Origin of the sequence: Roseovarius sp. PS-C2 (genome assembly GCF_018862045.1) — a bacterium.
GTDB lineage: Bacteria > Pseudomonadota > Alphaproteobacteria > Rhodobacterales > Rhodobacteraceae > Roseovarius.
The window spans coordinates 146,997-170,452 of record NZ_JAHKSQ010000007.1; the positions used below are offsets into that span (position 1 = coordinate 146,997).

Genomic DNA, 23,456 nt, shown 5'->3' on the forward strand with positions numbered 1-23,456 from the left:
AATACGCGACTGACTGCGTTGACGCACGGGGCCAAAGGTGGCAGGGCCTCACTTTGTTAATATGAAAGCAAAGACCATGAGCACGTCTGCTGAGATCCAGAGTCATATACGTGACTTTGTACGCACCCAGCTTCTTGGGAGCGTAGATGACCTCATTAGACTTTGTCGATCAAATGATTTCGGAGACAAACTACGATCCGCGCAATACGCTTTTCTATGGAATGCTAGTCTAGCCGATCCTGAAGCGCTGGAAGCTGCGTATGACCGAATGATTGAAGATGGTGGGTGCTATGAGATGCCGATTGACAGCAACGCAGTGTTCGGACGTATTTTGATCATGGCAATAGCACCAAGCAATCCTGCGAAAGCCGCTGAGGTATTTGAAACGCTTATCAAGCTTTACGCTGACCCCGGTGAAGCCGATTACATCAAGCATGAGATACTCGAAAACTATAGCCCCGCCCGCGCAAAGCTTTCAGATCAGGGAATTTGACCTCCCCCCCGAGATCCTAAGCGTTGCGCCCGTTGCGCTAAGGGGGCACGTTCATGCTTTACAAAACCGGTGTCCTTTCTGATTGGTTTCAATATGCACTACAGACCAAAGCGGTCATCGGTACAGCCGCAGCGAATTCACACTTCGTCCGCATACCGGCCATAGGCACCATGTCCGGTCGTTATCCGGATTTAAATTGCAGAGGCCTTCCCCGCCGCGCGATACAGTGGCCGAAGGCCGCCTTGCATCGCCGGGCCGCCCTGTCGCACCAAAGGTGCGCCGACGATGCTTGGATCGCCTCTGGCGTGACCGGGCTGGCGATTGGGTGACGCAGGTGCGCCGCTTTGATTTCTTTCGGATTTGGCGGGCATAAACTGCGCTGGATGGCCGTTTGATCGCCATCCCGCAGTCTGGCGCTGCGCGGCTTGCGTGAGGCGTGCCTTGAGTCCGGGCTGTGATGGAGGTGGGGTGAGCGTTTGGTTTGAGCCTTTGCAAGACGTTCGTGCAGAGCGCCCAGCCGGTTAACAGCCGTGAAGCGGCCCGGCTATCGTCAGCCCCTCCCCTGGGCTGGCGATTTGTCTGAGCTGGGCGCGCCGTTCGGTCTGTGGATGTGTTTTGCGACCATAAAGCTCTTTGAAACAACGGTTGCATCGCCACCCCAGGGCTGACGTTAGCCTTCGTCGCGAGCGGCAGCAAAGTCCCGCATAGCAGCCATCGGCGCCATTGTCTGGATTGAAACCGCAGAGGTCTTCCCGTGCGCGAAACAGCGCCGAAGGCGCCGCGCATCGCCGGGCCGCCCCCCGGCGCGGCGATTTGGCTGATGCAAGGACCACGCTCTGATGTTTTCATGATTTGGCTGACATAAAGCATTGCCGAATAACTGTTGGATCGCCGCACCGCGACCCGGCGCTGCGCGGCTTGCGTGAGTGGTGACGCCGGTCGCGCGCCCTGTCGCCCCCCCAACTGCGCACCGCACGCTCCCTTTAACCGGCCTTAACGCGCCTTGGGTCAGCCTTGCCTTCTGTCAGCTGGACGGGGCGGCCGGTGGGCCGTTCTCCTCAATCGGAAGGGACCGGGCAAGAGAAACACGAGGCATGAGCACGAATGGTTTTGATCACCCCCGACGAGGGGCCCACGGGCCTGACCACCTCGATCGACGCGCTGGAGCGGCAGTTGTCGGACATGCGCGAGGATATCGAGGTCATCTACCGGAAGATCCGGGCAGGGGAATTCGGCGAACTGAAGAACGCGGCCAGGGCGACGGCGGAAATCCGGCAATGGCTGAAGATCGCGATAGAAGCGGAGGCGCAACTTGAAAAACGCAGGAAACAGGAAAAAGGCATCGCACGGGAGTATGCCCTCGACCTTGGAGAGGCACGGGCTTCGGTCTGCAGCCGGCTGGATCGTCTCAGAAGGGCCAGATGTCCAGGACGATTTTCTGGATAGTCTCGATCAGGGCGAGCTGATGGCGCTGCCCTATCTGTTCGAGTTCTGGGCGCTGGAGCATCAGCTGCCGCCTGAGGGGGACTGGACCAACTGGATCGTGATGGGCGGGCGCGGCGCGGAATGGGTGCGCGCGCAGATCGAGGGCGACAAGCCGATGCAGGCCGGGCGCTGCCGGCGCATGGCGCTGGTGGGGGAAACCGTCGATCAGGTGCGCGAGGTGATGATTTTCGGCGAAAGCGGCATCATGGCCTGTTCGCCCCCCGACCGGCGGCCCGACTGGCAGGCCAGTCGCAAGCGTCTGGTCTGGCCCAACGGCGCGACGGCGCAGGTGTTTTCGGCGCATGATCCCGAGGGGCTGCGCGGGCCGCAGTTCGACGGGGCCTGGGTGGACGAATACGGCTGCGCGGCGGTGGACAAGGGAACCAACCAGCCCAACAAGTTCCTCGATGCCAAATCCTCGGAATCCAGCCTGCCGCGGCATTCCACGGGGCGGCGGGACGAGTTGATCCAGCTTCAATACCTGCGCGCGATGGCGGGCTACTGGACCGACCCGGCGAACAACCCGGTGTCCGAAGAATACGACGGCCCGATGCTGGATTGGGATCATAGCTGTGCCTGGGCGTGGGATGCGCGGCCCTATCCGTTTTTCCCCAACAATCGCGGACTTTGGAGCGATGGCGAGAACTATGCCAGGGGGCATTGGCTGAACGGGCGGGCTTCGGGGCGCACGCTGGCCTCGGTCGTCGATGAGGTGACGGCGCGGGCCGGTCTGGCGCATACCGATACCGGCGGGTTGCACGGGTATCTGCGCGGCTACCTGGTGGATCAGGTCGAAGAGGCGCGCGGCGCGCTGCAACCGCTGATGCTGCGCTACGGGTTCGATGCCATCGAGCGCGATGGCCTGTTGCAGTTTCGCATGCGCGACGGGCGGGCGGATGTCGTGCTCGATCCCGACTGGCTGGTGCGCGATGCCGAACTGGACGGCGTGATCGAGCAAACCCGCGGCAGCGAGGTGGAACAGGCGGGCCGGGTGCGGCTGCGGTTCATCGAGGCCGATGCCGATTTCGCGGTGATCGCCGAAGAGGCGATCCTGCCCGATGACAGCACCCATGCGGTGGCGACCTCGGAAATGCCGCTGGCGATGACACGTGCCGAGGGGCGTCAGACCGTCGAACGCTGGCTGTCCGAGGCGCGGGTGTCCACCGACACCGTGCGCCTTGCCCTGCCGCTGTCGCGGCTCGGCACCGGGGCGGGTGACGTGATCGCGCTGCCCGAAGAGGGCGGGCAGGGGCTCTACCGGATCGACCGGGTCGAACAGGTGGCCCAGACCCAGAGGGCCGAGGCCGTGCGGATCGAGCCGGAAACCTATCGCCCGGTCGATTTCGGGGACGAACCCGCGCAGGTTCGTGCCTTCACTGTGCCGGGGCCGGTCACGCCGCTGTTTCTGGACCTGCCGCTCATGACCGGAGAGGAAGTGCCGCACGCACCGCATATCGCGGTCACGGCCGATCCCTGGCCCGGCGCGGCGGCGCTCTATGCGTCGGATGTGGATGCGGATTACGCCCTGAACCGCCTGCTGAACCAGCCAACGCCGGTCGGGCTAACCGAAACGCCGCTGATCGCGGCCTGCCCGGCGCGCATCGACAAGGGCGAGGGCCTGCTGGTGCGGATGGTCGGCGGTGAATTGCAAAGCGTGGGCGATGCGGCCTTTCTGAGCGGGGCGAACCTGTGCGCAATCGGCGATGGCACGCCGGACGGGTGGGAGCTGTTCCAGTTCCGCGATGCCGATCTGGTGGGCGAGGAGACCTATCTGCTGCACCATCGCCTTCGCGGGCAGTTGGGCACGGAAGGCGCGATGCGCGAGGTCTGGCCCGCCGGGTCGATCATCGTGCGGCTGGATGGCAGCCCGATGCAGATCGACATGCCCGAGGCCAGGCGCGGCATGGCACGCCATTACCGTATCGGCCCGGCGGATCGTCCGGTGGACGATCCGTCCTATCAGGGTGCGGTGGCGGCGTTCGACGGGATCGGGCTGCGCCCTTATGCGCCGGTGCATCTGCGTCACGGCATGGATGCGGGCGGAGACCGGCATTTTGGCTGGATTCGCCGCACCCGGATCGGCGGCGACAGGTGGGACACGCCCGAGGTGCCCCTTGGCGAGGAACGCGAAGCCTATGTCCTGCGGGTGATGCAGGGAACGCAGGTTCTGCGCGAGGTCACCGTGGAGACGCCGGAATGGACCTACACCGCAGCCGCGCAGGCACAGGACGGTATCACCGGGTCGTTCACGGTGCAGGTCGCGCAGGTGTCGGCGCTCTACGGGGCGGGGGCGGTCGCCACGCTCGGCATCGGCTGAGCGTGGCGAGGCCGGGCTGTTATTCGCTGCCTTTGGTCATGCGCGCGATGCGGTTTTCGTTCCACGCACGGTCATGCACCACGGCCATTGCGATATGCCCGGCGGTCAGCGCCAGCAGAACCCAGCCCAGTTCGCCATGCCAATTGCTGCCGAGGTTGGTCATCCATTCGATCTTGGGCTCGAACTTGTCGAAGATCTGGATGCCGAAGGCGCTGAACCCGCGTCCCGATCCGTAAGACCGGATCAGCGCGACGACCGGCACCGCGAATAGCAGGCTATACATCGCCACATGTCCCAGAGCGGCGGCCTTATCCAGGCCGCCGTTATGCTGTGGGCGGCGCGGAATGTTGATCAGCCCCCAGATCGCGCGCACCGCGACCAGCACCAGCAGCAGCAACCCGAATGGCTGATGCCAGGCGAAAAAGAAATCGGCCAGCGGTGTGTCATCCACCAGAAAATGCAACGCTGCTGAAATGGCCTGCCACAGGATCAATGCCGCCATCGACCAGTGGAAAAAACGGCTGATCACACCATAGCCACGGGCGTGATCCATCACTTGCATACTCATCTGTCTTTACCTCGTTTCCATATCGTAACAAACATCTGCCCGCATGATACGGGCGGGGCTGGCGGTTCCGTCGCGGACAGGTGACGTTTTTGCGATAATCCGATCATGTGCACAATACTTCAGCCGTTTGCACAGTCCACGCACCGGGTCGCCGCCGGGTCCAGCGCCAACCGGCCCGGCGCGATCTTATCGCCGCACTCCTCGCAATAGCCGAATTCGCCCTCGTCCATGCGCCTGAGCGCCGCCTGCAGCCGTTTGCGCTCGCTTTGGCGGCGGGCCTGCGTGGCCTTGGCCATGGCCTGATTTTGCAGGGCGTCCTGTCGGCTCAGCCGCCCGATGGCCTGCTGGTCCAGCTCGACGGTGGCCTGCCCGGCCTCGCCCAGCCGGTCTTCGGCCTCCAGTTCGGCCAGCCTGTTCCCGATCAGCACCCGGAATCGGGCGTGCTCATCCCCATTCATTTGCCTGATCCTTCCGATCACAGCTTTGCGTTTTGCCTCGGCGTCCTATCTGCTATACTCAACCACCGAATTTGGGAGCATGCAAATGGCTGAAACCCGCGCAAAACTGGCCGAACTCGATCCGGTCTGGGGCCGCATCCGCACCGAGGCCGGCGAGGCGATCGAATACGAACCGCTGCTTGGCGGGGTGATCCACTCGTCGATCCTGCACCACAAGACGCTGGAATCGGCGCTGGCTTACCGGATTTCCCTCAAGCTCGCCTCGACCGAGATGCCCGAGCAGATCCTGCGCGAGATTTGCGATGCCGCCTACAAGGCCGACCCGTCGCTGGCCGTGGCGGCGCGCGCCGATATCGTCGCCGTGCATGATCGCGACCCAGCCTGCGACCGTTTCATTCAGCCGATGCTGTTTTTCAAGGGGTTCCAGGCGGTGCAGGCCTATCGCGTGTCGCACTGGCTCTGGCGCGAGGGGCGGCGCGACATGGCGCGGTTCTTCCAGATGCGCGCCTCCGAGGTGTTCGGGATCGACATCCACCCCGCCGCGCGGATCGGCAAGGGCATCATGATCGACCACGCCCATTCCATCGTCATCGGCGAAACGGCGGTGGTCGGCGATAACGTGTCGATGCTGCATTCGGTCACGCTTGGCGGCACCGGCAAGGAAGAAGAGGATCGCCACCCCAAGATCGGCAATGGCGTTCTGATCGGGGCCGGGGCCAAGGTGCTGGGCAATATCCGCGTGGGCAACTGCTCGCGCATCGCCGCAGGTTCGGTGGTGCTGCAAGAGGTTCCGCCCTGCAAGACGGTGGCGGGCGTCCCGGCTAAGATCGTGGGCGAAGCAGGCTGCGATCAGCCTTCGGTCAGCATGGATCAGCTTCTGGGCACCAAGGGTTCGGACTAAGGCCGCAGGCGCAAAATCGCCTCGTTCAATACATTAAAAACCCACGGCAACCACTTGATTGCCGGGGGTTTTTCTTCAACGCAAAGTCGATCAGGCCAACATTACCATCGGGTTTTCGAGGTTCTCGACGATCTGTTGCAGCAACTCGGCGCCGAGCGCGCCGTCGATCACCCGGTGATCCACGCTCAGCGTGACCGACATGACCGTGGCCACCGTCAGTTCGCCATCCTCCCCGACGACCGGCTTCTTCACGCCTGCGCCCACGGCCAGAATGGCCCCGTGCGGCGGGTTGATGACCGCGTCGAAATTGTCGATCCCGAACATGCCGAGGTTGGAGATGGCGAAACTGCCGCCCTGGTATTCCTCGGGGGCAAGTTTGCGGTCACGGGCGCGCGCCGCAAGGTCTTTCATTTCCGCCGACAGGGCCGAAAGCGATTTCATTTCGGCGTCTTTCAGCACCGGCGTAAACAGCCCGCCTTCGATCGCCACGGCCACCGCCACGTCCGAGGGTTTGAGCTGTAACACCTTGTCGCCCGCCCAGACGGCATTGGCCGCGGGCACCGCCTGCAAGGCCAGCGCACAGGCCTTGATGATGAAATCGTTGACCGACAGCTTCACGCCGCGCCCTTCGAGTTGCTTGTTCAACTGGCTGCGGAATTTCAGCAGCGCATCCAGCCTGATATCCCGCCGCAGGTAGAAATGCGGCACGGTCTGCTTGGCTTCGGTCAGGCGCGCGGCGATGGTCTTGCGCATCCCGTCCAGCTTGATTTCCTCGTAGTCGCGGCCCTGATACATCGCGGCGATGGCATCGCCCGACGGGCCCGAGGGGGCCGCAGCCGCTTGCGGCGCCGCAGCGGGCGCTGCCTTGGCCGGGGCTGCGCTTGCGCCTTCCACATCGGCCTTGACGATCCGGCCATGCGGCCCCGAGCCCTTGATCCCGCTCAGGTCCAGCCCCTTGTCGGCGGCGATCCGGCGCGCAAGCGGCGAGGCAAAGATGCGCTCGCCCCCCGCATCAACAGGCGCGGCGGGGGCTGCACCGGCGCTACCGGCCGTGTCAGCCGGGGCCGGGGCGCTGTCGTCACTCTCGGGTTTGGCCGCAGGGGCCGGGGCGCTGCCTACATCGCCGATGTCATCGGCGCTTTCGCCCTCTTCCAGCAGCACGGCAATCGGCGTGTTCACCTTGACGCCTTCGGTGCCCTCCGCAATCAGGATCTTGCCGACGGTGCCTTCGTCCACGGCTTCGAACTCCATCGTCGCCTTGTCGGTTTCGATCTCGGCCAGCAGGTCGCCGGAACTGACGGTATCGCCTTCCTTGACCAGCCATTTGGCCAGCGTGCCCTCTTCCATCGTGGGGGACAGGGCGGGCATGAGAATTTCAGTTGGCATCGTCCATGTCTCCTTAGCGATAGGTTACTTTTTTCACGGCTTCCAGAACCTCGGCGGTCGAGGTCAGCGCCAGCTTTTCAAGGTTGGCGGCATAGGGCATCGGCACGTCCTTGCCCGTGCAGTTGATCACCGGCGCATCCAGGTAATCGAACGCGCGCTCCATCAGCACCGCCGAGATGTGGTTCCCGATCGAGGCCACCGGCCAGCCCTCTTCGACTGTGACGCAGCGGTTGGTTTTCATCACCGAGGCAATCACCGTGTCATGATCCATCGGGCGCAGCGTGCGCAGGTCGATCACCTCGGCGTCGATCCCGTCCTCGGCCAGCTTTTCGGCGGCCTCCAGCGCATAGGTCATGCCGATGCCAAAGCTCACGATGGTCACGTCGCTGCCCTCGCGCGCGATGCGCGCCTTGCCGAAGGGGATGGTGAAATCGTCCATCACCGGCACGTCGAAGGACTTGCCGTACAGGATCTCGTTCTCAAGGAACACCACCGGGTTCGGATCGCGGATCGCGCTTTTCAGCAGGCCCTTGGCGTCGGCGGCGGAATAGGGCTGAACCACCTTCAGCCCCGGCACCTGTGCATACCACGCGGCGTAATCCTGGCTGTGTTGCGCCCCCACGCGGGCGGCGGCGCCGTTGGGGCCACGGAACACGATGGGGCTGCCCATCTGCCCGCCCGACATATACAGCGTCTTGGCCGCCGAGTTGATGATCTGGTCGATCGCCTGCATGGCGAAGTTCCATGTCATGAATTCGACAATCGGGCGCAGCCCACCCCATGACGCGCCCACGCCGATCCCGGCAAAGCCGTGTTCGGTGATCGGCGTGTCGATCACCCGTTTCGATCCGAACTCGTCCAGCAATCCCTGGGTGATCTTGTAGGCGCCTTCGTATTCGGCCACCTCTTCGCCCATGATGAACACCGTGGCGTCGGCGCGCATCTCTTCGGCGATGGCGGCATTGATCGCCTCGCGCACGGTCTGCTTTTTGGTTTCCGTGCCCTCGGGCCAGTCGGGGCTGAGGTCCGGTTTGGGCGCTTCGGGCGCCTTGGCTTGTGCGGGGGCCGGGGCAGGCGCGTCGCCTGCGCCGCTGTCATTACTGGCCTGCGGGGCAGGGGCGGCGGCGGTCGTGTCGATATCGTCGGCGCTTTCGCCTTCCTCCAGCAGCACGGCGATGGGGGTGTTCACCTTGACGCCCTCGGTGCCTTCCGCGATCAGGATCTTGCCGATGGTGCCTTCGTCCACCGCCTCGAACTCCATCGTGGCCTTGTCGGTTTCGATTTCGGCGAGGATGTCGCCACTCGACACCTCGTCGCCTTCCTTGACCAGCCATTTGGCCAGCGTGCCTTCTTCCATGGTGGGCGAGAGGGCGGGCATCAGGATTTCGGTTGCCATTGTCGTCTCTCCTCCTCAGGCGTTCTGGGGCGCCGTATCGGCGTAAATGTCGGTCCACAGCTCGGCCGCATCCGGCTCGGGGCTGTCTTTCGAGAACTCGGCCGCATCGTTCACGATGGCCTTGATCTCCTTGTCGATCGCCTTGAGATCGTCCTCGGTGGCGTGCTTACCCGACAGCAGCAACTCGCGCACATGCTCGATGGCGTCCTTTTCCTCGCGCATTTTCTGCACTTCCTCGCGGGTGCGGTATTTGGCCGGGTCCGACATCGAATGCCCGCGATAGCGATAGGTCTTGATCTCGAGGATATAGGGCCCCTTGCCCGACCGGCAGTGCGCCACGGCCTTGTCGCCCGCTTCCTTGACGGCCAGAACGTCCATGCCGTCCACCGCCTCGCCGGGGATGCCGAACGCCTCGCCACGGGTGTAGATATCGGGCGTTGAGGTCGAGCGTTTCTGCGCCGTGCCCATGGCGTACTGGTTGTTCTCGATCACGAACACCACCGGCAGGCTCCACAGGGCGGCCATGTTGAAGGTCTCGTAGACCTGCCCCTGGTTGGCCGCGCCATCGCCGAAATAGGTGAATGTCACGCGGTCGTTTTCAAGGTACTTGTCGGCAAAGGCCAGACCCGCGCCAAGCGGCACGTTCGCCCCCACGATCCCGTGCCCGCCATAGAAATCTTTCTCGGTCGAGAACATGTGCATCGAGCCACCCTTGCCGCGCGACAGCCCGCCCTCGCGGCCCGTCAACTCGGCCATGACGCCCTTGGGGTCCATCCCGCAGGCCAGCATGTGCCCGTGATCGCGATAGGTGGTGATCCGCTTGTCGCCCTCCTCGGCGGCGGCCTCCAGCCCCACGACGACGGCCTCCTGACCGATGTAAAGATGGCAGAACCCGCCGATCAGGCCCATCCCGTAAAGCTGACCGGCCTTTTCCTCGAATCGACGGATCAACAACATGTCCCGGTAAAAAGTCTTCAGCTCCTCCGCCGAAACGTTTGGTTTCTTTGCGCTTTTCCGGGTGCTCATGGGTCGCCCGCTCCTCTGCTGCAAAATAGTTTAGCGTTAAACTAATTCATACAGCAAAACCGCTTTTCATGCGAGAGTCAATTTGGGCCGCGCGGCCGGTCGTGGCGCGCGTTTGCGGACAATACCCATAAAATACCGAAGGTTCAGCGGATGACGATCTCGTCGGCGCGCAGCAGGCCCAGAACGTCGCGCGCCTGCTGGTCCAGCAGGTCGAGGTCGAGGTACTCGTCCGACAGCCGCAGCGTCAGGTTTTCCATCCGTGCGACCTGACCTTCCAGCGCGTCCAGTTGCCCCTGCAAGGCGCGGCTCTCGGCCTCGATCTCGGCACGGCGGAACAGCCCGTAATCCCCCTGCACCGCGGCAAAGGTGAAATACGCCCCAAGGCCGAAGGCCACGACGAAGAATATCAAAACACCCAAAGCGGGCCGTGTGCGGCGTGTCATGGTGATTACTGCTCTGCCTCTTGGTGCCGCCTCTTTCGGGCGGTCTCGGGCCACCTTGCCACAGGTGATTCGCTTTGTGAATCCCCTTTTCACGATTGCCGCATTGCGCGATACCTTTCCCGTCAGAGGAGAGTCCGCCATGCCACACCTGCCACCCCGCAGCGACCTTGCCACGCACGAGGTCACCAACCAGCCCGCGCCGCGCGGCGATCTGGACCTCTGGGCGAACGACCCGGCGCTGCGCGGCCACGCGCAGGCCGGCGGCGCGCAGGCCGACCACCTTGCCAGCTACGGCGCGCAGATCGGCACCGCCGATTTGCAGGCCGCCGGGCGCGACGCCAACCGTCATCCGCCCGAACTGGTGCTGTTCGATGCGGGCGGGCGGCGGCTGGACGAGGTGCGCTTTCACCCGGCCTATCACCATCTCATGCAAACCGGCATCGGCGGGGGCTATGCCGCCCTGCCGTGGGAGGGCGCACCGGGCGGCCACGCCACCCATGCCGCGATGGTCTACCTGACGAGCCAGATCGAACCGGGCGTGTGCTGCCCCATGACCATGACCTACGCCGCCGTCCCGGCGCTCAGGGCCGACAAGGGGCTGCTGTCGCATTGGGTGCCCAAGCTGACGGCGCGCACCTATGACGGCGCGCCGCTGCCGCTGGCGCGCAAACCGGGCGCGACGCTCGGCATGGCGATGACTGAAAAACAGGGCGGCTCGGACGTGCGCGCCAATACCACCACCGCCACGCCCGAGGGCGGGATGTACCGCCTGAACGGGCATAAATGGTTTTGCTCCGCGCCGATGTCGGACGGGTTCCTGACCCTGGCGCAGGCCCCCGGCGGGCTGACCTGTTTCCTCGTGCCCCGCTGGCTGGAGGACGGGCGCAACCCCATCCAGATCCAGCGGCTCAAGGACAAGCTGGGCAATCGTGCCAATGCCTCGGCCGAGATCGAATATGTCAACACGCTCGCGCATCGCCTTGGCGACGAGGGGCAGGGCGTCCAGACCATCATCGAAATGGTGCATCACACCCGGCTCGACACCGCGATGGCCCCGGCGGGGCTGATGCGCGCCGCGCTCGACCATGCCCACCACTGGGCGCGCCACCGCACGGTGTTTCAGAAACAACTGATCGACCAGCCCCTGATGCGCGCGGTTCTGTCCGACCTGGCGCTCGACTGGGAAGGGGCGCTGGCGCTTGGCCTTCATGTGGCTGCGTTTTTCGACAAACCGGGGGACGAGGCCCGCGCCTTTGCCCGCCTCTCCGTGGCGCTGGCCAAGTTCATGGGCAACAAGCTCTGCCCCAATGTCGTGTACGAGGCGATGGAGGCGATGGGCGGAATGGGCTATGTCGAAGACACGCCCCTGCCGCTGCTCTATCGCGAGGCCCCGCTCAATTCCATCTGGGAAGGCTCGGGCAACGTGATCTGTCTCGACATCCTGCGCACCCTGCGGCGCGAGCCGCTGGCGGGCGAGGTGCTGAGCGCCGAACTGGGCGCGGCGGCGGGCAGCTACCGCCGTTACGACGCGGCCCTGCGCGACCATATGGGCCGCTTTCCCCGCCTGCCGGACGAGGCACAGGCGCGTTGGTACGCCGAAAGCCTCGCCACGCTCCTGACCGCCTCGGTCCTGATCCGCCACGCCCCGCCCGCCGTGGCCGAAGGCTTCATCGCCACCCGCCTTTTCGGCGGCCGTGGCCGGATAAGCGGCGCCATCGAAGGCGTGGACAGCGCCGCGATCCTTGGCCGGTTGGGAGAGGGGTAGGGGGATGGCAGGAGAGAAGCCTTATGGCAATGTCGGGGGTGGGCCAAAGACTGCGATGGGTCGGGAGGGGAGTTTGGAAAGCGTCAATCCATGGACTTCTTTCAAGGCAAGATCGGCCTATTGTTGATATTGGTGGTTTGTATATCGAATTTCCGCCTCTACCCCTAAGCTGCCATTGCCCCTCGGCGCTTGTTGCGGACAGGATCTGCGTGAAAGTGGGGCAGGTGGCGGTGCGACATGGACAATAAAATCAATCTTTTGGATTTCGAGTGGCAAGCGTTGAGTGTACTTTTCAGTCAAAAGGGCATCAATCCACCGGACCGAAAGAATTTCATTGTTCTCTCTCGAAAGTACACCAGTGTCGGCAGCTACACCGAGATTGAGGTGAAAGGCTTTTCCAGCCTCGTAGCGTCCAGAGAAAATGTTTTCCTCCGTGGTTGTCGAGGTCGACGGGCTGGCGAGCGGCATGACTTTGATCCTGTGGCCGGAGACAAATGATAAGATCCTGCTTGAAACCGTCACCCATGGAGAAATCATGCCATCGGCTCCAAGTATTACCATTCTTCTCGGCTGAGCGACCGATCGCTTTGTCCCGCATGGCAACCTTTGGCGCCATGTTCACCTGCGCGAAACAGCGCCGAAGGCGCCGCGCATCGCCAGACCGCCCGCACGGGCTGGCGATTGGGTGAGGACGGCGCCCCGTTCAATCCTCTTTCGAATTTGGCAGGCATAAAGCACAAAGAATGACCGTCTGATCGCCATCCCGCGGTCTGGCGATGCGCGGCTCAGGCAACGGCAGCTCCGTCCCGCATCTCGGTTATTTATCGGAGCTGCAGTGAAAGTCCACTCTCCGCCCCACCTGCCTAGCATCCGCGTCGGATTGCATCGCAATCGAATGTCCACTCCGAAACCGCCATCCGCCATTGCCGAACGCTCAGGCCATGATCGTCCCCATCCCCCTAGCGGAATATCCACCCTCAGGCGAACATGCCTGTCGACATCGCCCCTGACGCGGTGGTTCGGGTGGCGGGCAACTCCGCCGGGGAACATGATCGTCACACGGGCGCAGCGCAGGCATCGGGCGTTTCATAACGGTCTCCTCATCTCGTATCCCCATTGCTAACAGGGAGCCGTTGCCAAACCGTAAACCTCCGGCGCGTGGGCGCATTTGCGTCCATGATGGGCGCAGATATCCGGCAGGGGGCCGATTTTCGTACAAAACGCGTGTACGCATCGTACGTTTTGTACGATTCAACCCCCTTGCCGATGCGCCGCTCAGGCTGGCAGGTGGATGGTGAAGCGTCGCCGGATCTCGGCATCCAGCCGCGGATCGAACCGGGCCTCTGACCGATCTGCCAAAATCGCCTCCTTGCGTTCGGTGGCCCGTTCGATCAGGTCGGGCTTGCCGTTCTCGGCCCATTCCTTGGGGCTCGTGCGGTCGCCGAGCGCGGGGTAGACATGATCGCGCTGCATCCGCGCCAGCGTCTGATCGGTGCCCAGGTAATGCCCCGGCCCGTTCAGGCAGACCTCGCGCATCTGGTCCAGCGCCAAAGTCTCGTTATCCACCTCGATCCCGCGCACACAGCGCAGCGCCTGCCCGATCAGATCGTCGCCAAGTATCAGGGATTCATGGCAAAACCCCAGCAGCGAGGCATGCATCCCCGCCGCCTCATAGACCATGTTCAGCCCCGCCAGGCCGGCCATCACGTTGGAACACATCTGCTCCCATCCAGCCTGCATGTCGGGCAGTTTGGCGTCCGCGATCCCAGCCGCCGCCCCGCCGGGCAGCCCGTAATACCGATGCATCTGCGCGCAGCCCGCGCTCAGCAACGCCTGCTCGCCCGACCCGCCCGTCATCGCCCCGCTGCGCAGGTCCAGCCCGAAGGGCCAAGTGCCGAAAATCGCCGGATGGCCGGGTTTCACCGCGTTGACATAAACCAGCCCCGCCAGACATTCCGCCACCGCCTGCACGATCGCCCCCGCAATGGTAGAAGGCGCCGTCGCCCCCGCCATCCCCGCCGACAACAAAAGGATGGGCATTCCGCCGTCGATGCAGGCTTCCATCACCTCGCAGGATTCGGTTGCAAACCGCATCGGAGGAACGACGAAGCAATTGGTATTGCTGACAAAAGGCCGCTCACGCCATTTGTCTTCTCCCCCCGCGATCAGGTGCAAAAGCTCCAGCGCCGGGGCCACATGCGAGGGCTCGGAAAAGCTGGTTCCGACGTGTTTCGTGGTCCCCGCGCAGCAGGCATAGACCGTGTTCAACTCCATCTCGAACGCATCCGGGATATCCCGCGCGACCATGGGCCGTTGCAGGAAATGGATATTGTCCAGCCGGTCGGTGATCCGCGCGGCATCGTGCAGATCCTGCAAGGTGCTGTCGCGATAGTCGCGTCCGTCCACATCCACCATATGCACCGCCGCACCAGCGGTGCCGTAATGCACCCGAGGGCCCACAAGGAGCAGGTCATGCCGGGGATTGCGGGCGAACAGGGTTATCTCTTTGTTTGCATTGGCAATTGTTTCCTCCACCAGGGCGCGGGGAAAGCGCAGGCGACCGTCATCGCCAAGGGTGGCACCGGCGCGGGTCATACGGGCGATACCACTGTCTGGTGCACCGGACAGGCCGATTTGCTCCAATGCATCGAGCGCGGCGCGGTGGATGCGGGTCATGCCGTCTTCGGTCAGCGGGGTATAGGTGCCGCCCGTCAGGCCGGGGCGCACGGGGCGCAGATCGTCGTTCAGCGGGGCAGCCCGGCTGGCACGCCGGGCCGCGCGCCCGCCGGTGCGGCGCGAGGTCATGTCGTTCATATTTGAAACCTATTGAAAAGGCAGGAAAATTCAGGCTTTCAGCAGTATTGCATCCGGTCTGGCCTGCCTCTGGCTGCACGTCCTCGCGCCGCACCGATTGTGCGCGTGACCAGTGCGATCTTGCAGCACGGTTTCATGGTCGGGTCCTCCTCCCTGACCGGTTCAGGAAAGCCGATTCTGTCTGTGCTGTCTGTCCTGATCGCGACCGATGTCGCAAACGGATCATGAGGCGGCGAAGCGAGACCCTCGCGTTTGCCCTTGCCATTCGCCCGCACCGGGCGTAGCGTCAGGCCATGACGATCCGCTGCTTCATCATCTGCTGCATTACCACCTGAGATATCTCGGGCGGGCCGTCATCTATTCCATATCCAGACGTGACTTGATAAGCCCGCCGCGGGACAACCGCGCCTGCGAGGACATTCATGACGACGATCAAACTCTATAACACCAAGGCCCGCGCCAAGCAGGTGCTGGAGCCATTGGACCCCGAAAACGTGCGGATGTATGTCTGTGGCCCTACGGTCTATGACCGGGCCCATCTGGGCAACGCGCGGCCCGTGATCGTGTTCGACGTGCTCTATCGCTTGCTGCGCCATGTCTATGGCACCGATCACGTGACTTATGTGCGCAATTTCACCGACGTGGATGACAAGATCAACGCGCGCGCCATTGAAAACGTCGGCAAGGGCGGGGACGTGAACGCCGAAATCGCCCGTATCACCGAAATGACGACACAGTGGTTTCTGGACGATATGGGCGCACTTGGCGCGCTTGAACCCGACGCCATGCCCCGTGCCACGCAATATATCGGCCAGATGATTGCGATGATCGAAGACCTGATTGCCAAAGGTCATGCCTACGAGGCCGAGGGGCATGTTCTGTTTTCGGTCGAAAGCTACAAGGAATACGGGCGTTTGTCGGGCCGCTCGGTCGATGACATGATCGCCGGCGCGCGGGTCGAGGTGGCGCCCTATAAACGCAACCCGATGGATTTCGTACTGTGGAAGCCATCGAGCGACGACCTGCCCGGATGGGACAGCCCCTGGGGCCGGGGACGGCCCGGCTGGCATATCGAATGCTCGGCCATGTCCTATGAATTGCTGGGCGAAAGTTTCGATATCCACGGCGGCGGCAACGATCTGATGTTCCCGCATCACGAAAACGAGATCGCCCAAAGCTGCTGCGCCCATCCCGAAGGCGGTTTCGCGCAGATATGGATGCATAACGAGATGTTGCAGGTCGAGGGCAAGAAGATGTCCAAGAGCCTTGGCAACTTCTTTACCGTGCATGACCTGCTGGAACAGGGATTTCCGGGGGAGGTGATCCGCTTCGTGTTCCTGTCCACGCACTACCGCAAGCCGATGGACTGGACGGCGGAGAAGGCTGCCGGAGCCGCTGGCAAGTTAGACGATTTTCTCAAGATCATTGAAAGAAATGGCAATCTTGAGGAGGCCAAGACATTGCCTCCCATGCAAGCCATCGTTGATGCTTTGGCAGATGATCTGAATACACATGCGGCATTGGTCGGCTTAGATCAGTTGGCGAACCATGCGATGGGCTCAGAGTTGGCCGCTAACCTTGTTTTCCTCGGATTTTACACATTTGAGGAGATTTCTGATCGGATAAAATCTGCTCATGTTGCAAAAAGCGGGCTCGAACGTTTGGCGGACCAACTTTTCCAAGCCCGCCAAAGCGCCATGCAAACCAAGGACTTTTCCGAGGTGGACCGCCTCAAATCCGCGCTGATCGACGCTGGCGTCGAGGTGCGCATGAGCAAGGACGGGGTGGAATTGATCCCCGGTGCGGGGTTCGATCCTGCCAAGCTGGAAGGGTTGGAGTGATGTCGAGAACCCACCCAGCCAAGTTGCGCCATCGGAGCGAGGGGCCAGCCTCTCACATTCGCCGGGATAGTCGCGAACAGAAGAAAGCAGGGGGGCGTGATGGGTAAGGAGCGTCTTTATCTTTATGACACAACCTTGCGCGACGGTCAGCAGACGCAGGGAGTGTCGTTCTCGGCCCATGAAAAACAGCAGATCGCCAAGACGCTCGATGCTCTTGGTGTGGATTACATCGAGGGTGGCTGGCCCGGTGCGAACCCCACCGACAGCGCGTTTTTCGCCGATGCCCCGCAGACCCGTGCGACGATGACCGCCTTTGGCATGACCAAGCGCGCGGGCCGTTCGGCCGAAAACGACGATGTGCTGGCGGCGGTAATGAATGCCGGAACGGGCGCGGTATGCCTTGTGGGCAAGACCCATGATTTCCATGTCGAAACCGCGCTTGGCATCACTTTGGCCGAGAACACCGAGAACATCGCGCGATCCGTCGCGCATCTGGTCGGGCAGGGGCGCGAGGCGCTGTTTGACGCCGAGCACTTCTTTGACGGCTGGAAGGCCAATCGCGAGTACGCACTGGAGGCGTTGCTGGCGGCGCATGAGGCCGGGGCGCGCTGGATCGTGTTGTGCGATACCAATGGCGGCACCTTGCCCGACGAAATCGGGCGGATCACCTCCGAGGTGATCGCGGCGGGTATTCCGGGGGATCGGCTGGGCATTCACTGTCACAACGATACCGAAACCGCCGTGGCCGGATCATTGGCGGCGGTGCGGGCCGGGGCGCGCCAGATTCAGGGCACGCTGAACGGCTTGGGCGAGCGTTGTGGCAATGCCAACCTGACGGCCCTGATCCCGACCTTGTTACTTAAAGAGCCCTATGCCAGCCGGTTCGAGACCGGGATCACGCAGGACGCATTGCAGGGGCTGACGCAGGCCAGCCGGTTGCTGGACGAAATCCTGAACCGCGTGCCGACCAAGCAGGCCTCATACGTGGGGGCATCGGCCTTTGCCCACAAAGCCGGACTTCATGCCAGTGCGATCCTCAAGGATCCGTCGACCTATGAGCATATCGATCCGGGGCTTGTGGGGAACATGCGCATCATCCCGATGTCCAACCAGGCGGGGCAATCGAACCTGCGGCGGCGACTGGCCGAGGCGGGGATCGATGTGCCATCGGGCGACCCGGCGCTGGCCCGTATTCTGGACGAGATCAAACAGCGCGAGGATCGCGGGTATACCTATGACAGCGCGCAGGCCAGTTTCGAATTGCTGGCCCGGCGTGAACTGGGGCAGTTGCCGGATTTCTTCGAGGTCAAGCGCTACAAGGTGACGGTCGAGCGGCGCAAGAACAAGTACGACAGGATGGTTTCGCTGTCCGAGGCCGTGGTCGTGGTCAAGGTCGATGGCGAAAAGAAGCTGTCGGTCAGCGAGTCGATGGATGAGGATGGCAACGATCGTGGCCCGGTGAACGCGCTGGCCAAGGCATTGGCCAAGGATCTGGGGCCGTATCAGCAGGCGATTGACGACATGCGGCTGGTGGATTTCAAGGTGCGTATCACCCAGGGCGGGACTGAGGCCGTGACCCGTGTCATCATCGACAGCGAAGACGGGCAGGGGCGGCGCTGGTCCACGGTGGGGGTCAGCGCCAACATAGTCGATGCCAGTTTCGAGGCGCTGCTGGATGCGATCGTCTGGAAGTTACTGCGTGATTGCGGGCGGGAAGGGGCCGTGGCCTAGGTGGCGCGCGTGGAGTTCGACGCCGATCTGATCGCCTGTGCGCTACTTGTGGAGCGCGGCGATCCCGACAGGTTCGCCGCGATCATGGCCGCGCCGCCGCGTGCCCGTGCGGTTCTGTTTCCGATCTATGCTTTCAACATCGAGGTGTCGCGCGCCCCGTGGGTCACGCAGGAAACGATGATCGCCGAAATGCGCCTGCAATGGTGGCGCGATGCGTTGGAGGAAATCCGTAGTGGCGGGCCGGTGCGCCGTCATGAGGTGGTCACGCCTTTGGCGCGGGTTCTGGACGGGCAAGGAGTGGAATTGCTGGATGCGCTGACCGAGGTGCGGCGGTGGGACATCTACCGCGATCCCTTCGGGGATATGGCGCATTTCCAGGATTACCTTGCCAAAACCTCGGGCAATCTGTTGCTGGCGGCTGCGCGGGCCCTGGGGCCTGTGCCGGATGCGGTGGTGCGAGACGCGGGGTATGCGCTTGGGGTGGCCAACTGGCTGCGTGCTGTGCCCGCGTTGGAGCAGGCAGGGCGGGTGCCACTGGTCGAGGGGACGGCGGATGCGGTGCGAGGGCTGGCTCAGGAAGGGTTGAACAGCCTTGCGCAGGCCCGTGCGCGCCGCCAGAACATCCTTGCTGCCGCGCGCCCGGCATTGCTGCCGATGTGGCAGGTCGGGCCGATCTTGCGCATGGCTGTGCGTGATCCGGCACGGGTGGCGGACGGCACGTTGGAACTGTCCCCGTTTCGCTGCCGCATGGGCTTGATGAGGACCGCTATCACCGGTCGCTGGTAGGCGGTCAGGCCATCATTTCCTTGGTGGCCGTCAGGGTGATGTCCGGGTAATCCCGTTCGACCCGGTCGATATCCCATTGCAGGCGCGTCAGGTACACCACGTCGCCGTCATGGTCATGGGCGATGTGCTGTTTATTGGCATCGGCAAATGCTTCAACCGCGTCCTTGGGGCCGCTGACCCACCGGGCCGAGGTGAACTGCGACCCTTCGAACCGGACGGGCAGGCCGTATTCCATTTCAATCCGGCTGCCCAGGACCTCGAATTGCAACGCACCAACGACCCCGACGATAAAGCCCGAGCCGAAGGCGGGCTTGAACACCTTGGCCGCGCCTTCCTCGGCGAATTGCATCAGGGCCTTTTCCAGATGCTTGGCCTTCATCGGATCGCCCGCCCGGCAGCTTTGCAGCAGTTCCGGCGCGAAAGAAGGGATGCCGCTGACGCGCAGGGCTTCTCCCTCGGTCAGGGTGTCGCCGATGCGCAATTGTCCGTGGTTTGGGATGCCGATGATATCGCCGGCCCAGGCCTCTTCTGCCAGTTCGCGATCCGACGCCAGAAACAGAACCGGGTTCGAGACTGCCATCGGTTTCTTGGTGCGCACATGGGTCAGCTTCATGCCGCGCTTGAAATGCCCCGAGGCCATGCGCACGAACGCCACACGGTCGCGGTGCTTGGGGTCCATATTGGCCTGCACCTTGAACACAAAGCCGGAAACCTTGGTTTCTTCGGGAGCGATCTGGCGCGGTTCGGCGGATTGCGGTTGCGGTTCGGGGCCATAGGTACCGATCCCGTCCATCAGTTCCTTGACGCCGAACGAGTTGATCGCCGACCCGAACCAGATCGGGGTCATGTGCCCTTCGAGAACCGCCTGCGGGTCGAGCGCGGGCAGCAATTCGCGGGCCATCTCGACCTCTTCGCGCAACTGTTCGACAAGGTGTTCGGGAACGTGCTCGGCCAGTTTCGGGTCGTCCAGACCGTCGATCTGGATCGACTCGGCAACCTTGTTGCGGTCGGCGCGGTCCATCAACTCCAGCCGGTCGTTCAGCATGTCGTAGCAGCCGATGAAATCACGGCCCACGCCGATGGGCCAGCTGGCGGGTGTGACGTCGATTGCCAAGTTTTCCTGAATTTCGTCTATGATATCAAAGGTATCACGGCTTTCACGGTCCATCTTGTTACAGAAGGTCAGGATCGGCAGGTCGCGCAGGCGGCAGACCTCGAACAGTTTCTGCGTCTGGCTTTCCACGCCCTTGGCCCCGTCGATCACCATGATCGCGGCATCGACGGCGGTCAGCGTGCGATAGGTGTCTTCGGAGAAATCCGAGTGGCCAGGCGTGTCCACGAGGTTGAACCGGAACTTGCCGAAATCGAAGGACATGGCCGAGGCCGAGACGGAAATCCCGCGGTCCTTTTCCATCTGCATGAAGTCCGAGCGCGTGCGCCGCGCTTCGCCCTTGGCGCGTACCTGACCGGCCATCTGAATAGCGCCGCCATACAGCAGGAACTTTTCGGTCAAGGTGGTCTTGCCCGCATCCGGGTGCGAGATGATCGCGAAGGTGCGGCGCCGTGCGATTTCAGGCGGCAGATCGGGGCGGTTTTGGGTCAGGTCCAGCATGAGGGCGCATATAGAGGGCGCAGGACGGGTGCGCAATACGGGCCGACGGTTTGCACGACCGGATTACCGCGTCGAGGCGCGTTTGAGGATGCTGGCGGCGTCGGGGTGATTCAAAAGTGCCTTGCTGACTTCAAGATCCTTGTGAGCGCGCTCGCCGTGGACCGACAGAAGGTCGGACAGGGCATCGCTCAGGTCTTGCGGCAGGGCCGCGCGCGTGCGGGTGTCGACCAGCAGGGTTTCGGCGGCGATGCCCTCGGCATAGATGATCTGGTGATGATCGAACAAAAGCTGGAAATAGTCGATGAAGCCGCCATCCTGCTGCACCACCGTGTCGCCATTCACCAGGTAGCGCGCCCGCACCAGAAGCTCGTGCCGGCCCGCGCCAAGCGCATCTGAACGCTGATAGATGAACAGTCGGTGATCCGGGCTGACCAGCAGGTCGTTTTCGTTGTGCAGGGCGCCCGCCTTGATCCGGATCGGGGCGAATTCGCCCACGGCGCGAACGGTGGACTGACCGATCCAGCGAACCTGCTGGGGGCCATCGTCGCGGGTCAGCACCATGTCGCCTATGTTCAGGTCCTCGATGCGGCGCTGCGCACCCGAGGCCATCGTGATATGCGTTCCGCGCGAGAACGAGACACAGGCCACCTCGGCGAATTTCTGGTGGGCATTGTCGCGGTCGATCCCGACAAGGGCATAGCCCATGCGAGGCACCAGTTCGGCCATGGGCAGGATATAGACCTCGGCCACATTCCCATGAACGTCGACCTCGACGAGGGTCAGCACCTCGGAGGTTTGGCCTGTGCCTGACATGACAGTCAGACAGGCATCCAGATGCAACGTCGCGCCGGGGCGGCCAAGCGAGGTATCCGGCGCCACGCTGAATCCGCCTGCTTCGTCGGCCAACACCGACAGGCGGTGCTGATGTGCCGTTTTGCGAAGTTCATAGGTGTCGTCGAGATCCAGTTCGGCGGCGAAGGAAACCGGATCGCCCAGATTGGCACCGCTCACCACGGTAAAATCGGCGGCCCGAAAGACGGGAATCGACTGGGCTGGTTTCGGGACTGTCTGGGTCATTGGTGTATCACTGAGTGCACGTCGTCTACGGTGGCGTATGCGATATCACAACCTATATTTCTGGCGGGTGTGGGTCAATCAATCGGTCTTTTGCTGGTATCCCCCCGAAGGCGGGTGATATCGTGGCGCAACCATATAAGGGAGCTATCACATGGATCTGGGAATAAAAGGTAAAAGCGCGCTGGTTTGTGCATCGTCCAAGGGGCTTGGGCTGGGGTGCGCGCGGGCATTGGCCGGGGCCGGTGTCGATCTGGTGATGAATGCCCGCGGGGCCGAGGCGCTGGAGTCGGCGGCGCAGGTGATCCGGGATGAGTTCGGCGTCAAAGTGACGACGGTGGCATGCGATGTGACCACCGAGGACGGACAGGCCAAATTGCTGAAGGCGGCCGGTGAGGTGGATATTCTGGTCAATAATGCGGGCGGGCCGCCGCCGGGCATGTGGACGGATTGGAACCGCGACGATTTCATAAAGGCGCTCGATGCCAACATGCTGGCGCCGATAGCCCTGATCAAGGCGTTGGTGCCGGGGATGATGGAGCGGGGCTGGGGCCGGGTGGTCAACATCACCTCGCAGTCGGTCAAGGCGCCGATCCCGGTATTGGGCCTGTCGAACTCGGCCCGTGCGGGGCTGACCGGCTATGTTGCGGGCACGTCGCGGCAGGTGGCGGGCAAAGGCGTGACCATCAACAATCTTTTGCCGGGGATTCATGCCACCGATCGCGCGGACTCGCTGGATCAGGGGGTTGCTGAGAAAGAAGGAATTTCCGTGGATGAGGCCAAGACGAGGCGCTGCGCAACGATCCCTGCGGGCCGTTACGGCACCAAGGAGGAATTCGGTGCGACCTGTGCCTTCCTGTGCAGTCAATTTGCCGGGTTTATCGTGGGGCAGAACGTCCTGCTGGATGGTGGCGGAGTGAACGCGACGCTTTGAGCGACAATGCCGGGTCAGTGATGATGGGTGAAGAGTTTCCTGATGGCATTGGAGGGATGACGTTGGAGGACATACCATTTGGGTCCGCGCCATCAGGTGAAACGTCCAAAACCCTGCGTGTGAATTTCTATCTGCCGGACAATCGTGACCAGCCGGTGCCGTTGCTGGTCTGGTATCACGCCGGAGCCTTTCGCAGTGGCGCTTACAATCACGCCAGCCACCGGAAAATCGCCCGGTGGCTGGGCCAAAAGGGAATAGCATTGGCTACCCCGGAATACCGCCTGGGAGCCGCAAGGGGTGATCTCTCGGAGCACGTGCAGGACAATCTGGAGCGCCTGCGAGGTTTGCGTGATCCCCGGTTTCTTATTTCTCTCTCTTGAATGGCGAAAATATCGGTAGCCGTTGCAGGCTTGCGTGCTTGTTCTC

General features: G+C 62.9%; 21 protein-coding genes. 11 read left to right on the forward strand and 10 right to left on the reverse strand.

Features of this window, described 5'->3' with window-relative positions; all coding sequences use genetic code 11:
• Nucleotides 1-76 precede the first annotated feature (76 nt).
• The 4 genes from KPG71_RS14760 (at nucleotide 77) to KPG71_RS14775 (ending at nucleotide 4,295) form a co-directional block, all read left to right on the forward strand.
• Complete coding sequence (locus tag KPG71_RS14760) at nucleotides 77-493, forward strand: hypothetical protein (RefSeq protein ID WP_216338757.1); 417 nt, start codon at nucleotides 77-79, stop codon at nucleotides 491-493.
• Between the two features lie 53 nt (nucleotides 494-546).
• Nucleotides 547-822: a hypothetical protein gene (locus tag KPG71_RS14765; protein WP_216338758.1), complete on the forward strand. Its 276-nt coding sequence runs from the start codon at nucleotides 547-549 to the stop codon at nucleotides 820-822.
• A gap of 775 nt (nucleotides 823-1,597) precedes the next feature.
• Nucleotides 1,598-1,939: a hypothetical protein gene (locus KPG71_RS14770; protein WP_216338759.1), complete on the forward strand. Its 342-nt coding sequence runs from the start codon at nucleotides 1,598-1,600 to the stop codon at nucleotides 1,937-1,939.
• Nucleotides 1,940-1,958: 19 nt separating this feature from the next.
• On the forward strand, nucleotides 1,959-4,295 hold the full coding sequence (locus KPG71_RS14775; protein WP_367397360.1) for a phage tail protein: 2,337 nt from the start codon (nucleotides 1,959-1,961) through the stop codon (nucleotides 4,293-4,295).
• A gap of 19 nt (nucleotides 4,296-4,314) precedes the next feature.
• Here the strand turns inward: KPG71_RS14775 and KPG71_RS14780 are convergent, their stop codons facing one another.
• Together KPG71_RS14780 and KPG71_RS14785 are read right to left on the reverse strand one after the other, a co-directional pair.
• Nucleotides 4,315-4,863 carry a cytochrome b gene (locus KPG71_RS14780; protein WP_216338761.1) on the reverse strand — a complete coding sequence of 183 codons (549 nt, stop codon included), beginning with the start codon at nucleotides 4,861-4,863 and terminating at the stop codon, nucleotides 4,315-4,317.
• A 119-nt stretch (nucleotides 4,864-4,982) separates the two neighbouring features.
• A complete protein-coding gene (locus KPG71_RS14785; RefSeq protein ID WP_216338762.1) occupies nucleotides 4,983-5,321 on the reverse strand; it encodes a TraR/DksA C4-type zinc finger protein in 339 nt (112 codons plus the stop codon).
• An 85-nt stretch (nucleotides 5,322-5,406) separates the two neighbouring features.
• Here KPG71_RS14785 and cysE point away from each other — a divergent pair, with 85 nt between their 5' ends.
• Nucleotides 5,407-6,222: a serine O-acetyltransferase gene (gene cysE / locus KPG71_RS14790; protein ID WP_073035241.1), complete on the forward strand. Its 816-nt coding sequence runs from the start codon at nucleotides 5,407-5,409 to the stop codon at nucleotides 6,220-6,222.
• Between the two features lie 90 nt (nucleotides 6,223-6,312).
• Here the strand turns inward: cysE and KPG71_RS14795 are convergent, their stop codons facing one another.
• The 4 genes from KPG71_RS14795 to KPG71_RS14810 form a co-directional block, all read right to left on the reverse strand.
• Nucleotides 6,313-7,608 carry a pyruvate dehydrogenase complex dihydrolipoamide acetyltransferase gene (locus KPG71_RS14795; RefSeq protein WP_216338763.1) on the reverse strand — a complete coding sequence of 432 codons (1,296 nt, stop codon included), beginning with the start codon at nucleotides 7,606-7,608 and terminating at the stop codon, nucleotides 6,313-6,315.
• Nucleotides 7,609-7,621: 13 nt separating this feature from the next.
• The gene (locus tag KPG71_RS14800) at nucleotides 7,622-9,004 is read right to left on the reverse strand and encodes a pyruvate dehydrogenase complex E1 component subunit beta (RefSeq protein WP_216338764.1); all 1,383 of its coding nucleotides are present in this window, start codon (nucleotides 9,002-9,004) and stop codon (nucleotides 7,622-7,624) included.
• A gap of 15 nt (nucleotides 9,005-9,019) precedes the next feature.
• The gene (gene pdhA / locus KPG71_RS14805) at nucleotides 9,020-10,030 is read right to left on the reverse strand and encodes a pyruvate dehydrogenase (acetyl-transferring) E1 component subunit alpha (protein WP_216338765.1); all 1,011 of its coding nucleotides are present in this window, start codon (nucleotides 10,028-10,030) and stop codon (nucleotides 9,020-9,022) included.
• 143 nt (nucleotides 10,031-10,173) lie between these two features.
• Nucleotides 10,174-10,473, reverse strand: coding sequence for a septum formation initiator family protein (locus tag KPG71_RS14810; protein ID WP_216338766.1), 300 nt, complete (start codon nucleotides 10,471-10,473; stop codon nucleotides 10,174-10,176).
• Between the two features lie 139 nt (nucleotides 10,474-10,612).
• On the opposite strand from KPG71_RS14810, the gene KPG71_RS14815 reads away from it, so the two are divergent.
• Nucleotides 10,613-12,238, forward strand: a complete 1,626-nt coding sequence (locus KPG71_RS14815; RefSeq protein ID WP_216338767.1) for an acyl-CoA dehydrogenase family protein — start codon at nucleotides 10,613-10,615, stop codon at nucleotides 12,236-12,238.
• 117 nt (nucleotides 12,239-12,355) lie between these two features.
• Here the strand turns inward: KPG71_RS14815 and KPG71_RS14820 are convergent, their stop codons facing one another.
• Both KPG71_RS14820 and KPG71_RS14825 read right to left on the reverse strand, forming a co-directional pair.
• On the reverse strand, nucleotides 12,356-12,706 hold the full coding sequence (locus tag KPG71_RS14820) for a hypothetical protein (protein ID WP_216338768.1): 351 nt from the start codon (nucleotides 12,704-12,706) through the stop codon (nucleotides 12,356-12,358).
• Nucleotides 12,707-13,513: 807 nt separating this feature from the next.
• On the reverse strand, nucleotides 13,514-15,052 hold the full coding sequence (locus KPG71_RS14825) for a trimethylamine methyltransferase family protein (RefSeq protein WP_216338769.1): 1,539 nt from the start codon (nucleotides 15,050-15,052) through the stop codon (nucleotides 13,514-13,516).
• 422 nt (nucleotides 15,053-15,474) lie between these two features.
• Between KPG71_RS14825 and cysS the strand changes: the two genes are divergently transcribed.
• The 3 genes from cysS (at nucleotide 15,475) to KPG71_RS14840 (ending at nucleotide 19,410) form a co-directional block, all read left to right on the forward strand.
• Nucleotides 15,475-16,893, forward strand: a complete 1,419-nt coding sequence (gene cysS / locus KPG71_RS14830; protein ID WP_216338770.1) for a cysteine--tRNA ligase — start codon at nucleotides 15,475-15,477, stop codon at nucleotides 16,891-16,893.
• A 99-nt stretch (nucleotides 16,894-16,992) separates the two neighbouring features.
• On the forward strand, nucleotides 16,993-18,624 hold the full coding sequence (cimA, locus tag KPG71_RS14835; RefSeq protein ID WP_216338771.1) for a citramalate synthase: 1,632 nt from the start codon (nucleotides 16,993-16,995) through the stop codon (nucleotides 18,622-18,624).
• 9 nt (nucleotides 18,625-18,633) lie between these two features.
• Complete coding sequence (locus KPG71_RS14840) at nucleotides 18,634-19,410, forward strand: squalene/phytoene synthase family protein (protein ID WP_216338772.1); 777 nt, start codon at nucleotides 18,634-18,636, stop codon at nucleotides 19,408-19,410.
• Between the two features lie 4 nt (nucleotides 19,411-19,414).
• Here the strand turns inward: KPG71_RS14840 and KPG71_RS14845 are convergent, their stop codons facing one another.
• Both KPG71_RS14845 and KPG71_RS14850 read right to left on the reverse strand, forming a co-directional pair.
• On the reverse strand, nucleotides 19,415-21,022 hold the full coding sequence (locus tag KPG71_RS14845; RefSeq protein WP_216338773.1) for a peptide chain release factor 3: 1,608 nt from the start codon (nucleotides 21,020-21,022) through the stop codon (nucleotides 19,415-19,417).
• A gap of 63 nt (nucleotides 21,023-21,085) precedes the next feature.
• Nucleotides 21,086-22,099: a Hint domain-containing protein gene (locus KPG71_RS14850; RefSeq protein WP_216338774.1), complete on the reverse strand. Its 1,014-nt coding sequence runs from the start codon at nucleotides 22,097-22,099 to the stop codon at nucleotides 21,086-21,088.
• A gap of 151 nt (nucleotides 22,100-22,250) precedes the next feature.
• Here KPG71_RS14850 and KPG71_RS14855 point away from each other — a divergent pair, with 151 nt between their 5' ends.
• A complete protein-coding gene (locus tag KPG71_RS14855) occupies nucleotides 22,251-23,030 on the forward strand; it encodes an SDR family oxidoreductase (protein ID WP_216338775.1) in 780 nt (259 codons plus the stop codon).
• The gene (locus KPG71_RS14860) at nucleotides 23,027-23,410 is read left to right on the forward strand and encodes an alpha/beta hydrolase (RefSeq protein WP_216338776.1); all 384 of its coding nucleotides are present in this window, start codon (nucleotides 23,027-23,029) and stop codon (nucleotides 23,408-23,410) included. The genes KPG71_RS14855 and KPG71_RS14860 overlap by 4 nt, the downstream gene beginning before the upstream one ends.
• The last annotated feature ends 46 nt before the right edge of the window (nucleotides 23,411-23,456 follow it).